Source organism: Isoptericola sp. NPDC056605 (assembly GCF_042792795.1).
Lineage (GTDB): Bacteria > Actinomycetota > Actinomycetes > Actinomycetales > Cellulomonadaceae > Isoptericola.
The window spans coordinates 96,431-108,170 of the sequence record NZ_JBHTVT010000007.1 but is presented as its reverse complement, the minus strand read 5'-3'; the positions used below and the strand labels follow the sequence as shown (position 1 = coordinate 108,170).

11 protein-coding genes are annotated in these 11,740 nt (G+C 75.9%); 7 read left to right on the top strand and 4 right to left on the bottom strand.

Annotated elements, in window-relative coordinates; all coding sequences use genetic code 11:
• Positions 1-108: 108 nt before the first annotated feature.
• The 4 genes from ACFQ8Y_RS09635 (at position 109) to ACFQ8Y_RS09620 (ending at position 5,414) form a co-directional block, all read left to right on the top strand.
• Entirely contained in the window at positions 109-1,032 is a 924-nt protein-coding gene (locus ACFQ8Y_RS09635) for a DMT family transporter (protein WP_430585318.1), read from the top strand.
• Entirely contained in the window at positions 1,029-2,006 is a 978-nt protein-coding gene (locus ACFQ8Y_RS09630) for a 1,4-dihydroxy-2-naphthoyl-CoA synthase (protein WP_430585317.1), read from the top strand. The genes ACFQ8Y_RS09635 and ACFQ8Y_RS09630 overlap by 4 nt, the downstream gene beginning before the upstream one ends.
• A gap of 158 nt (positions 2,007-2,164) precedes the next feature.
• Positions 2,165-3,781, top strand: a complete 1,617-nt coding sequence (locus ACFQ8Y_RS09625; protein WP_430585316.1) for a PQQ-binding-like beta-propeller repeat protein — start codon at positions 2,165-2,167, stop codon at positions 3,779-3,781.
• Between the two features lie 22 nt (positions 3,782-3,803).
• Positions 3,804-5,414, top strand: coding sequence for a PQQ-binding-like beta-propeller repeat protein (locus ACFQ8Y_RS09620; RefSeq protein WP_430585315.1), 1,611 nt, complete (start codon positions 3,804-3,806; stop codon positions 5,412-5,414).
• 31 nt (positions 5,415-5,445) lie between these two features.
• Here the strand turns inward: ACFQ8Y_RS09620 and ACFQ8Y_RS09615 are convergent, their stop codons facing one another.
• Positions 5,446-6,507 carry a DUF3048 domain-containing protein gene (locus ACFQ8Y_RS09615; protein WP_430585314.1) on the bottom strand — a complete coding sequence of 354 codons (1,062 nt, stop codon included), beginning with the start codon at positions 6,505-6,507 and terminating at the stop codon, positions 5,446-5,448.
• A gap of 76 nt (positions 6,508-6,583) precedes the next feature.
• Positions 6,584-7,696: a DUF3048 domain-containing protein gene (locus ACFQ8Y_RS09610; RefSeq protein WP_430585313.1), complete on the bottom strand. Its 1,113-nt coding sequence runs from the start codon at positions 7,694-7,696 to the stop codon at positions 6,584-6,586.
• 132 nt (positions 7,697-7,828) lie between these two features.
• Between ACFQ8Y_RS09610 and ACFQ8Y_RS09605 the strand changes: the two genes are divergently transcribed.
• Both ACFQ8Y_RS09605 and ACFQ8Y_RS09600 read left to right on the top strand, forming a co-directional pair.
• The gene (locus ACFQ8Y_RS09605) at positions 7,829-9,034 is read left to right on the top strand and encodes an AMP-binding protein (protein ID WP_430585312.1); all 1,206 of its coding nucleotides are present in this window, start codon (positions 7,829-7,831) and stop codon (positions 9,032-9,034) included.
• Positions 9,035-9,083: 49 nt separating this feature from the next.
• The gene (locus ACFQ8Y_RS09600; RefSeq protein WP_430550601.1) at positions 9,084-9,953 is read left to right on the top strand and encodes a 1,4-dihydroxy-2-naphthoate polyprenyltransferase; all 870 of its coding nucleotides are present in this window, start codon (positions 9,084-9,086) and stop codon (positions 9,951-9,953) included.
• Between the two features lie 19 nt (positions 9,954-9,972).
• Here ACFQ8Y_RS09600 and ACFQ8Y_RS09595 read toward each other — a convergent pair whose 3' ends face one another.
• Positions 9,973-10,248: a DUF4229 domain-containing protein gene (locus ACFQ8Y_RS09595; protein WP_430564345.1), complete on the bottom strand. Its 276-nt coding sequence runs from the start codon at positions 10,246-10,248 to the stop codon at positions 9,973-9,975.
• Between the two features lie 55 nt (positions 10,249-10,303).
• On the opposite strand from ACFQ8Y_RS09595, the gene ACFQ8Y_RS09590 reads away from it, so the two are divergent.
• Positions 10,304-10,660 carry a PLD nuclease N-terminal domain-containing protein gene (locus ACFQ8Y_RS09590; RefSeq protein WP_430550603.1) on the top strand — a complete coding sequence of 119 codons (357 nt, stop codon included), beginning with the start codon at positions 10,304-10,306 and terminating at the stop codon, positions 10,658-10,660.
• A gap of 76 nt (positions 10,661-10,736) precedes the next feature.
• On the opposite strand, the gene ccsB is transcribed toward ACFQ8Y_RS09590, so the two are convergent.
• The gene (ccsB, locus tag ACFQ8Y_RS09585; protein WP_430585311.1) at positions 10,737-11,738 is read right to left on the bottom strand and encodes a c-type cytochrome biogenesis protein CcsB; all 1,002 of its coding nucleotides are present in this window, start codon (positions 11,736-11,738) and stop codon (positions 10,737-10,739) included.
• Positions 11,739-11,740 lie beyond the last annotated feature (2 nt).

The window sequence follows — 11,740 nt, the reverse complement described above, 5'->3', positions numbered from 1 at the left end:
CTCCTCCTCCGGCCACGACCCGCATCGGGCCACACCTCGTCTGGCCCAGTGAACCAGGACCGAACTGGCCCTGCCCACCGGACCAGGTGAGTTCGTAGCGTCGACCGCATGACCACCTCGACCGACCCCGCCGGCGTCACCGGCGCGTCACCCCGCACGGACGGCCTCGCCGGCGCGTACGCCCGCAGCGCCGCCGCGATGGCGCTCGTGGGCGCGTCGTTCACCGCCTCCGCCGCGCTCGCCGACTACCCGGTGCCGGGCGGGCAGGCGGTGCGCTACGCCGTCGCCGCCCTGTGCCTGCTCGCCGTGATGCGGTGGCGACGGGTCGCGTTCGTGCTGCCCAGCCCGCGCCAGGCCGCCCGCCTGCTGGCGCTCGCGGCCACGGGCCTCACCGGGTTCAGCGCGTTCGTCGTCCTCGCCACCCGGCACGCCGAGCCCTCGCTGGTGGGGGCGGTCGTGGGCGCCACGCCCGTCGTGCTGGCCGGGGCGCAGGCCGTCCGGGAACGGCGCCTCGCCCCCCGGACGCTCGCGGCGGCGGTCGTCGTGACGGCGGGGGTGGCGCTCGTCGAGGGCCTCGGGTCGGCCGACCCGCTCGGCCTGCTGCTCGCCGTCGGCGCGCTCGCGTGCGAAGCGGCGTTCTCGCTGCTCGCCGTGCCGCTGCTGCCCACGCTGGGACCGCTGCGCGTCTCGGCGTACGCCTGCGTCGCGGCGGTCCCGCAGCTCCTGGTGCTGGGCCTGCTCGCGCCCGGGCCTCTGCTCGCCGTGCCCGACGGCGGCGAGCTCGTGGCCCTGGCCTACCTGTCCGTCGTCGTCACCGCGGTCGCCTTCCTGCTCTGGTACACCGGGCTCGCCCGGGTCGGCCCCGCCCGCGCCGGGCTCTTCGCCGGCCTGATGCCGGTCGCCGCCCTGGTGACGTCGCTCGCGCTGGGCGTCGAGGCGCCGACGGCGCACGGCGTCGCGGGAGCGCTCGTCGTGGCGGCGGGGCTCGTGCTGGGGCTGTCGTCCCGGCGACGAACTAGGGTGACGGCGTGAGCAGCGCACCCCTCCCCCGGACCGTCTCCCACACGTTCGACCCCGCGCGGTGGCGCGAGGTGTCCGGGTTCGAGGGCCTCACCGACCTCACCTACCACCGCGGCGTGAAGCGCGACGCCGACGGCGCCGTCGTCCGCGACCTGCCCGTGGTGCGCGTCGCGTTCGACCGCCCCGAGGTGCGCAACGCCTTCCGGCCGCACACCGTCGACGAGCTCTACCGCGTGCTCGACCACGCCCGCATGACCTCCGACGTCGGCACGGTGCTGCTCACCGGCAACGGGCCGTCCCCGAAGGACGGCGGCTGGGCGTTCTGCTCCGGCGGCGACCAGCGCATCCGCGGCCGCTCCGGGTACCAGTACACGAGCGCCGACGACGGCGGCGGCGAGGAGCACGGCGCGGACGCCGTCGACCCGGCCCGCGCCGGGCGGCTGCACATCCTCGAGGTGCAGCGACTCATCCGCACGATGCCCAAGGTCGTCATCGCCGTCGTGGACGGCTGGGCCGCGGGCGGCGGGCACTCGCTGCACGTCGTGGCGGACCTGTCGATCGCCTGCCGCCAGCACGGACGGTTCAAGCAGACCGACGCCGACGTCGGCTCGTTCGACGGCGGCTACGGGTCGGCGTACCTGGCCCGGCAGGTGGGGCAGAAGCGCGCGCGGGAGATCTTCTTCCTCGCGCGCGAGTACTCGGCGGACGACGCCGAGCGCTGGGGCGGCGTCAACGAGGTGGCCGAGCACGACGACCTCGAGGGCCTCGCCGTCGAGTACGCGCGCACCATCGCCGGCAAGTCGCCGCAGGCGGTCCGGATGCTGAAGTTCGCGTTCAACCTCGCCGACGACGGCCTCATGGGTCAGCAGGTCTTCGCCGGCGAGGCCACGCGCCTCGCCTACCTCACCGACGAGGCCGTCGAGGGCCGCGACGCCTTCCTCGAGAAGCGCGACCCCGACTGGTCGCGCTTCCCGTACGCGTTCTGACCTGGCGCGATCCCTTCCGCGACCGCAGGGACGCCTGGCGTCGGGGGCCGGCGCCACACCTGGACCTGTGACCCGCCGCCGGGCACGTCCCCGGATCTCACCCGCGCGCTCGGACGACGCGGACGGCCGGGCCTCCGGACCGCCGGTAGCCTCCCGTCATGCCTCCGAGGTTCCGTCGCGCCGAGCCGATGACCACCTTCGAGCTCGTGCCGGACGACGAGCTCGAGGACTGGCCCGCTCCTGCCTCCGACGACCCGGAGCCCGGCCGGGCGCGACGGCTGCTGGCCGCCCTGCGCGTCCGCGCCGCCGCCCGCTGGCGCACTCTGTCCCGCCGCGGCCGCGTCGCCGTCGCGGCCGGGACCGCCGTCGTCGTGGTCGCCGCGGCCGGCGCCGCCGTCACCCCGGGGATCCTGGAGGCCCGGGGCGAGAGGCTGCGCGCCGAGGCCGTCCAGGGCCTCCCGGGCGCGGTCGACGACCTGTCCGAGCCGTTGGCCGGGACGTGGCGGCTCACGAACGGCAGCGGCGCCCTGGCGGCGCTGCGCGGCGGCCTCGTGCTCACGACCGAAGGGACGGCCGTGGCGGCGCTCGACGCCGGCACCGGCCGCGAGACGTGGCGGCACGACGTCGGGCCCTTCCCGACGTGCGGCCCGCAGCGGGGCTACCGGAGCGACTCGGTCCCGCCCGCCGACGTCGTGGTCTGCCTCAGCGGCGACCCGGACGACCGCACCGTCACGGTGCTCGACGCGGCCGGCGGGGTCGTCGGCGAGCGGTCGATCGGCCCGGCACGGATCGACACGTTCAGCGACGGGACCCCGGACGGAGCCCCGGTGGTGGTGCCCGCAGCCGCCGGCGCGGTCGCGGTGGTCGACGACATCACCGACGCCACCGCGCCCTGGCCCGCGGACGACCTGCCCGACGCGGACACCCTGCGGAAGCTCCGCGCCGACGGCTGGCGCGACCCGACGCTGCGCCTGGAGGACGCTCTCACCGGCGAGGTGCGGGGCGAGGCGACCGTGCGCCTCCGGCCGGAGGACCTCGGCGAGTGCGGGATGACGCAGGACGAGGACAGCGACCCCGAGCTGATGACGGAACCCATGGTCGACGCGTCCCCGTCGAGCACGACGCTCTCCGTGTGCGGCGCCTCGGTCGTCGTCACCCCCGACGGCGTCGTGCTCGACACCGGCGTGGACGACAGGTGGGCGATACCGCTGCCGGGCGGGGGTCTCGTCTCCGTGGGCGAGGAGAGCACCGTGCTCGACGAGGACGGGACGGTCGTCGCGACGGTGCCGGGCTACCTGCTCCCGCCGGTCCTGGACGACGACCCCGACGGCCCCTTCCTCGTGCTCGCGGGCCAGGACGACGTCGACGACGAGCTGCGGCTCAGCGCGGTCGACGCGGACGGAGCCGAGGCGTGGGATGCCACGGCCGACGGCCTCGAGGGCGTCCTCGCCCGCATGGCGGGCGTGGTCGTCGTGCAGACCCAGGGGGGCCTCGTCGGCCTCGACGCGGGAACCGGCGCCCAGGTCTGGGCCCGCGACAACCTGCTCCGGCGTTCGGCCGACGGCTCGGGCGACTGGTTCGCCGGGGCGGTCACGGACGGCACCCGCCTGCTGTTCGGCGTCAGCGGCAACGGCGAGCACCACCGGCTGGTCACCCTCGACCTCCGGGACGGCTCCACGGTGTGGGAGCGGGAGGAGACGGGCTTCCTCGAGTGGCTGACGGCGATCGAGGGGCACGCGGTCGCGTTCGACGGCGTCGTGCACGGCCTGGGCTGACGGTCGCCGGTAGCCTCCGGGCATGCCTCCGAGGTTCCGGCGCCCCGAGCCGATGACCACCTTCGAGCTCGTGCCGGACGACGAGCGCGAGGACGCGCCCGACGACGCCCCGGCGCGCCCGGCGGACCTGATCGTCCGGGCCCGCGCCCGGTGGCGCACGCTCTCCCGCCGGGGCCGCGTCGCCGTCGCGGGCGGCACCGCCGTCGTCGTGGTCGCCGCCTCCACCGCTGCCGTCGCCCCGGGCCTGCTGGATGCCCGCGCCGAGCGCCAGCGCGCCGAGGCGATCCGCGGCATGCCCGGCGTCGTGGGCGACCTGTCCGAGCCCGTCGACGTCGTCTGGTCCCTCCCCGAGGAGTCGTCGGTCGCCGCGGTCCTGCCGGGCGGCGTGCTGGCCGTCACCGACGGCGACGGCGTCCGGGCGATGGACGCGGCGACCGGCGACGTCGTGTGGGAGCACCCGTTCGACGACGGCGCGATGTGCGGGCCCACGCCCTGGACCCCGGTCGACTGGAGCGCCCCGGTGGACACCGTGGTCTGCGTCGAGGACCTCTCCCGCGTCACGGTGCTCGACGCCGACGGCACGGTGCTGAGCGAACGGGAGCTCGACCTCCTCGAGGCGGTCGACGCGCCCGGGGAGGGCGACCCCCGCGTGTCCTCCTGGTCCCAGGTGGTCCCGGCCGCCGGCGGGACGGTCGCGGTGCTCGACGCGATCGCCCCGGAGAGCGGCATCCCCTGGCGCGCGGGCGAGGACGCCGCGAGCCTCCAGCGCGCCCTGCGCGACGCGGGCTGGCGGGACCCGTCCGTGCGGGTCGTCGACGCCGTCACCGGGCAGGCGCGCGCCGAGGTGACGATCCCTCTCACGGAGGACGCCCTCGAGTCGTGCGGGGTGACGGAGGGCCCGGGCGCGCAGACGGTAACCGTCACGCCGCAGCCCTGGGTCGACGCGACGCCGTCGGCGACGACGCTCGGCCTGTGCGGCCTCACGCGGGCGGTCACGCCGACCGGCGGGTCGTTCGACGTGGGCGGCGACGCGCACACGCTGGTGCCGCTGCCCGGCGGCCGGTTCCTGGTGCAGGGCGAGACCAGCGAGGTCCGCGACGCCCACGGCGAGCGGCTGGAGACGATCCACGGCTCGGCGGTCGCCCCGCTCGTCGACACGACGCCCGACGGCGCGCGGCTGGTCCTCGTCGGCGCCGGCGGCAGCGCCTCGTCGCTGGCGGCCCTCGGCGCCGACGGGGCGCCCACCTGGTCGGTCTCCGTCGCCCCCCTCACGACGCCGCTCGCCCGGGTCGGGGACGCGATCGTCCTCGCCGACGAGACGTCGCTCACGGTCGTCGACGCCCGCACCGGCGCACAGCGGTGGCGGGTGACGGACCTGCTCGACGGCGACCCCGAGGACGGCGAGACGGTCGCGGGCGCCGTCACCGACGGCACCCGCCTGCTGCTCGCGATCTCCCCGGCCTCGTGGTCCGACGACGGCGCGGACGCGCCTCACCGCCTGGTCGCGCTCGACCTGCGGGACGGCAGCACGGCGTGGGAACGGACCGGCACGGGTGTGCTGTGGGGGCTGTTCTCCGCCGGCGGCACTCCCGTGACCCTCGGAAACAGCCTCTCGGGGCTCGGCGGGGCCTAGCCGCGGCGCGGTCGGTCGGCGGTCGTCGCCGTCAGGACGCCTTCCAGCTCCCGCCGTCCTTCGGGACGAGCTCGATCCACGTGCTGCCGGGGTCGAGCTCGACCGGCTCGCCGTCGCGGGTCAGCTCGACCGGCGACCTCTGGTCCTTCTTCGACCACTGCACGGACACCGTCCTGCCGGCGGACGCCAGCACCCCCTTGCCCTTGCCCACCAGCTCGGTCTTCGGGACGGGCGCGCCGGCCGGGTCCTTGTACTGCGTGTCCACCACGTCCACCGACAGCGCGAGCACGTTGACGGCCGCGTGCCGCTTCCCCGACGACGACACCGACTCGCGCGAGCCCTCGCTGCGCAGCCACCGCTTCTCCTCGCCGGACCAGTCCCAGACGCTGCGCTGCGCCGGGCTGAGGGTCACGTCGAGGGTGGCCGCCTTCGTGCCGTCGGCCGCCGCGGTGCCCTCGCCCGGCTCGCCCGCGTACCGGAACTGGGCGGGCGGCGGCACGGTGCGGTCGCCGTCGGCCTGGTCGAGGAAGGCCTTCGGGTCCCCGACGACGTTGTGCGGCGCGGCGCGGCCCGGGTCGCGGGAGAAGCCCGCGTCGCCGCGGTCCATGATCACCGACTGGGTGCCGGACTTCTCCACCGCCGCGATGAACGGCGCCTGACCGCCCGAGTAGGCGAGGATGCCGCCGAGCGGGGCGACGACGTCGGGGTCCATGGGCCGCACCGAGCGCACGGGTTCCACCGCCTTCGGGATCCGCGAGTGGTAGACGGCGACGAACCGGGTGATACCGCCCTCGACGACCTCCTCCCACACCAGGTCGGCGTCCTCGAGGCCGGTCTGCGGACGTGCCTCGGGCGCGTTCTCGATCTTCACCGCGAGCGCCGGCCGGGCCGCCACCTCGTCCGAGCGCACCCCGGTGAGCGGCCAGGCCGACGGCATCGTGGGCGACGGCGGGGCGCCCTTGTCGGCGGTGCTGCCCGGCGTGACGACCGGCGACGGCGACCCGCCGGACGAGCACGCCGCCAGAGCCAGGACGGCGGCGACCGTCAGCGCTGCGGCGCGCCGGGTGCGGGAAGGGCGGGGCGTGGCGGTCATACGGTTCTCCCGGGGTCGCGGGCTGTGCGCGCGGTCACACGCCCTCACCGTAGGCCGGGAACGCCCCGATCCGGCGTCAACGCACCCGCCACGACCCGGTGCCGCGTGGGACGAGCTCGACCCACAGGTTGCCCGGGTCGAGGCGGACGGGGTCACCCCCGCGGGTCTTCAGCACCAGCTTCTTGCCCGTCGACTTCTTCGACCAGATCACGCTGAGCGCCTTGCCGCGGGTGAGGAGCACGCCCTTGCCGCGGCCCACCATCTGCGTCTCGGGCACGGGGGCGCCGCTCGGGTCGCGGTACCTCGTGTTCTTCAGCTTCACGGACAGGAGCAGCACGTTGCGGGCCCGCAGCTGGCTCCCGGAGGAGATCGAGGGGGCCGAGCCGTCGTAGCGGGCGTACGTCTTCGTCTTCGCCTTCCACCGCCACACGGTGCGCTGCGCCGGCGAGAGCCGGACGTCGGCCACGCGCCCCTTCCGGTCGTTCTTCGCGGCGGACCCCTGGCCGACCTTGGCGGCGTACGAGAACTGCGCGGGCGGCGGGGTCGCCCGGCTCTTGGTCGCCTGCTTCGCGAACGCCTTCACGGACCCGTACACGTTGTGCGGCGCGGCCCGGTCGCCGCTGCGCCGGAAGCCAGGGTCGCCGCCGTCCATGGTCACGGACTGGACCTTCGCCTTCCCCACGGCGCGGACGAACGGCGGCTGCCCGCCGGAGTAGGCCAGGATGCCGTGCATCGGCGCGACGATGCCCGGGTCCATGGGGCGCACGGACCGGACGGGACCGACGGTGCCGGGCAGCTTCGAGTGGTACACGGCGACGTACCGGCTGATGCCGCCCTCGACCACCTGCTCCCACACGATGTCCGCCTGCTGCAGCCCGGACTGCGGTCGTGCCTGCGACGAGTTCTCGATCTTCACCGCGACGGCCGGCCTGGAAGGGACCTTCTTCGTCCCGGTCTGCCTGCCGTTGAGCGGCCACACCACGGGCTTCGGCTTCGGTGCCGGCTTCGGCTTCACGGGGTCGGGCGGTGCCGCCTTCGGCAGGGAGACGTCCGGTGCGGCGGTGACGGTGGGCGGCGCGGCGGGCTCGCCGGCGCCGCAGGCGGCCGTGGCCAGCAGGGCGAGCGCGACGATCGCGCCGACGGCCCCGGTCCGGGCGCCACGGGGTGCGCCTGCGGGCTTCGTGGGCATCCTCGGCGTCCTCCTCGACGTGCGTGCGGCCCAGGGGCTCCCGGGCCAGGACCGTGCCACCCTACGGCAGGCCTGCCGCGACCTGGTCGGGACCCGGACCGACCCGGACCGACCCGGACCTACGCTGGTGCGGTGCCCCGCCCCTCGCTCCCCCCGTCCGTCGGCGTGCTCCGCGACGCCGTGCGCGCCGCGCTCGACGGCGGCCCCGCCGTCGTGCCGCTCCCTCGCACGACGGCGGCCCCCGTGCCGCCGGGCACGGCGCTGCTGGTGCGCACGTCCGGGTCGACGGGGACGCCCCGCGAGGTCGCGCTGCCCGCGGCCGCCCTGCGCGCCTCCGCGTCGGCCACCCACGAGCGACTGGGCGGCCCCGGACGGTGGGTGCTGACGCTGCCGCCGACGCACGTGGCGGGCCTGCAGGTGCTGGTGCGGTCGGCGCTCGCCGGCACCCCGCTGACGGCGGCCGACCCGGACGCGCGGTTCACGCCCGACGGCCTGGTCGACCTGCTCGAACCCACACTCGACGCCGCCGGCGACGACCCGGTGTACGTGTCGCTGGTGCCCACCCAGGTGCACCGCCTGCTCGCCGCCGCCCAGGACGGCGCGCCCCGCGGGCTGGCGGCGCTGGCCCGCTGCGCGGCGGTGCTGCTCGGCGGCGCGGCGACCCCGCCCCCACTGCTCGCCCGCGCCGCGGAGGCGGGCGTGCGCGTCGTGACGACCTACGGCATGTCGGAGACCGCCGGCGGCTGCGTGTACGACGGCGCGCCCCTGCGCGGCGTCCGGGTCCGCCTCGTCCCCTCCAAGCCGTCAGGAGAGGTGGGGGTCGTCGAGCTGGGCGGGCCCACGCTCGCGGCCGGGTACCTGGGCGACGACGCCGCCACGGCCGCGGCGTTCCGCACCGACCCGGACGGCGCCCGCTGGTTCCGCACGTCCGACCTCGGCCGGCTGCGCCCGGACGGCACGCTGCAGGTGCTCGGCCGGGCGGACGACGTCGTCGTCACCGGCGGCGTGAACGTGGCGCCGGCGCCGGTCGAGGCGCTCGTCGGCGAGCTGCTCGACGGCGAGGCGTGCGTCGTCGGCGTGCCCGACGCCGAGTGGGGGCAGGCGCTCGTGGCCGTGGTCGCGTCCCCGGCCGCGTCGACCGGGCCGAGCGGGCCGCGGCTCGTGCCCGTGGACGACGACGCGCTGGCGCGGGTCCGGTCCGCCGCGACGACTAGGCTGGGTGCGCCGTCCGCGCCCCGCCGCGTGTACCGCACGGCCGCGCTCCCGCTGCGCGGCCCCGGCAAGGTGGACCGCAGCGGCGTCGTCGCCCTCGTCCGCGAGCACGAGGCGCACGCCTGACCTGCTCGCGCACGCGACGCCCCGGCGCCGCACCGACGGACGGAGAAGCATGGCCACGACGAGCGAGTGGATCGCCGGAGCACGCCCCCGCACCCTGCCGGCCGCGGCCGCGCCGGTGCTGATCGGGTCGGGCGCCGCGGCGGACGTGGGAGCCTTCGCCTGGCTGCCCGCCGTCCTCGCCCTCGGCGTCGCGCTCGCCCTGCAGGTGGGGGTCAACTACGCCAACGACTACTCGGACGGCGTGCGCGGTACGGACGTCGACCGGGTGGGTCCGTTGCGCCTCACGGCGTCCGGCATCGCGCCGCCCCGCCGCGTCAAGGGGGCCGCGTTCGCGTCGTTCGGGGTCGCCGGGGTGCTCGGCCTCGCGCTGTGCGCCGTCAGCGGGCACTGGTGGCTGCTCGCGGTGGGCGTGCTCTGCGTGCTGGCCGCCTGGTACTACACGGGCGGCAAGCACCCGTACGGCTACGCGGGGCTCGGCGAGGTGGGCGTCTTCGTGTTCTTCGGGCTCGTCGCGACGCTCGGCACCACGTACACCCAGGCGGACACCCTCACGTGGCCGTCCGTGCTGGGAGCGGTCGGCGTCGGCCTGATCGCCTGCGGGCTGCTCATGGTGAACAACGTGCGCGACATCCCGACCGACGTCGTCGCGGGCAAGCGGACCCTCGCCGTGCGCCTGGGCGACCACCGCGCCCGGCGCTGGTACGCCGGCTGCATCCTGCTGCCCGTGGTGCTGGGCATGGTGTGCGCGGCGTGGTCGCCGTGGGCGCTGCTCGTCACGGTGCTGCTGCTGCCCGCCGCGCTGCTCGTGGCCCCGGTGATCGCCGGGGCGCGCGGGCCGCTGCTCGTGAAGGTGCTCGCCGGCACCGGGATGTTCGAGCTCGCCTACGGCGTGCTGCTGGCCGTCGGCCTGGCGCTCTGACGCCGGCACACCCGCCCGCTCAACCGGCCGTGGGGTGCTCCCGGTCCACGACGGAGTCCTCGTAGTCGGTGTCGACGTCGTGCTTGTCGGCGCCGTCCTTGCGCCGCTGCTCCTTCTCCGCGAGCCAGCGCGCCGCGGCGTCCCGTGGCTTGCTCAGCGCGAGGTACGAGACGGCGAACGCCACGACGGCGGCGACCAGGACGAGGAGCCAGCTGCGCAGGCCGAGCAGGTAGCCGGCGCCGAGGGCGGCGACGAACAGCAGGATCCGCCAGACGGTGTACATGACGAGGGGCACGCTTCCAGGGTAGGCGCGATTCCTGAGCATCCCGACGCCGAACTAGGCTGGAGGCATGTTCGCGCGTGTGATCCTGCCCCTCCTCGTGGTGGGGCTCGCCCTGTACGCCCTGCTCGACCTGTTCGGCTCCGAGGAGGACGAGCGCGGCGGACTCCCCCGCTGGCTCTGGGCGGTGATCATCGTGCTGCTGCCGATCTTCGGCGCCGTCGCGTGGATCGTCGTCAAGCAGTCCGCCCGCCGCGCCTCCGGCGGCCGCGGCCCGACGTCCCGCCGCCGGCGTCCCGGACCGTCCGGCCCGCGCCGTCCGTCCGGTCCCGTGGCGCCCGACGACGACCCGGAGTTCCTCTGGCGCCTCGAGCAGGAGAAGCGCCGCCGCGAGCGCGAGGGCGGCGGCAACGGCGACGCTCCCTAGACGCCGTGAGCGCGAAAGAGGGGACTGTCCGGTGGCGGACAGTCCCCTCTTTCGCGCTCGCAGCGGCCGGGTGGCGTCAGGCGCCGCCGGTGCTGTCGGTGTTGAGCCCCGAGTACGAGTGCTTGCCGTTGAAGATCAGGTTCACGCCGGTGAAATTGAACAGCACGCACAGGTAGCCGACGATCACGAACCACGCGGCGCGGCGGCCGTCCCAGCCGCGGGTGGTGCGGGCGTGCAGGTAGGCCGCGTACACGACCCAGATGACGAAGCTCCAGACCTCCTTGGGGTCCCAGCCCCAGTAGCGACCCCAGGCGTGCTCGGCCCAGATCGCACCGCCGATGATGGTGAAGGTCCACAGCACGAAGCCGACGGCGTTGAGCCGGAACGACAGCGCCTCGAGCGAGGTGGGGGTCGGCACGCGGTCGAGCCAGCGGAAGCCGGGCCGCTGCAGGTACGGGGAGCCGGTGTCGCGGCTGTCGCGCAGGAGCTGCAGCACCGACGCGACGAACGCGACGGTGAAGATGCCGGTGGCGCTGATCGCCACGCCCACGTGGATGACGAGCCAGTAGTTCTGCAGCGCCGGCTGCACGCCCATGGCGGCGACGTAGAAGACGTTGAGGCCGAGCACGAGGAAGAGCACCGTCAGGCCGGTGACGAACGCGCCGAGGAACTTGAAGTCCTTGCGGACGTTCATGCCGAGGAACACGGCGAGGGCCATGAACGACCCGACCAGGGTGAACTCGTACATGTTGGCCCACGGCGTGCGGCCCGCGGCGAACCCGCGCAGCACGATCGCCACGAGGAGCATCGCCGTGCCCAGCCACGTGGTCGACATCGCGATGCCGGCAGCACGACGGCGCGCGGGGGCGGTGTCCCCCGCCGTCCCCGGGGTGCTCGCGGCAGGCGCGGGTCCAGGCCGGGACCCGGCCCCCACCGCCGCGGGCGTGCGCGCCTCGGCGTGGGCCTCGGCCCGCGCCTCCGTGCGGCGGCCCAGGTCGATCGCGAACGCGACGAGCGCGATCGTGAGCGCCGTGGCGGCGCCCCACACGAGCAGCACGCTCAGCTCGGCGATCTGCATGG

What these genes read in the sequence shown, in the direction of transcription:
- ACFQ8Y_RS09610 (WP_430585313.1), bottom strand. Translation starts at nt 7,696, where the DNA reads ATGCCCACGAAGCCCGCAGGCGCACCCCGTGGCGCCCGGACCGGGGCC.
- ACFQ8Y_RS09625 (WP_430585316.1), top strand. Translation starts at nt 2,165, where the DNA reads ATGCCTCCGAGGTTCCGTCGCGCCGAGCCGATGACCACCTTCGAGCTC.
- ACFQ8Y_RS09620 (WP_430585315.1), top strand. Translation starts at nt 3,804, where the DNA reads ATGCCTCCGAGGTTCCGGCGCCCCGAGCCGATGACCACCTTCGAGCTC.
- ACFQ8Y_RS09635 (WP_430585318.1), top strand. Translation starts at nt 109, where the DNA reads ATGACCACCTCGACCGACCCCGCCGGCGTCACCGGCGCGTCACCCCGC.
- ACFQ8Y_RS09590 (WP_430550603.1), top strand. Translation starts at nt 10,304, where the DNA reads ATGTTCGCGCGTGTGATCCTGCCCCTCCTCGTGGTGGGGCTCGCCCTG.
- ACFQ8Y_RS09615 (WP_430585314.1), bottom strand. Translation starts at nt 6,507, where the DNA reads ATGACCGCCACGCCCCGCCCTTCCCGCACCCGGCGCGCCGCAGCGCTG.
- ACFQ8Y_RS09600 (WP_430550601.1), top strand. Translation starts at nt 9,084, where the DNA reads ATGGCCACGACGAGCGAGTGGATCGCCGGAGCACGCCCCCGCACCCTG.
- ccsB (WP_430585311.1), bottom strand. Translation starts at nt 11,738, where the DNA reads ATGCAGATCGCCGAGCTGAGCGTGCTGCTCGTGTGGGGCGCCGCCACG.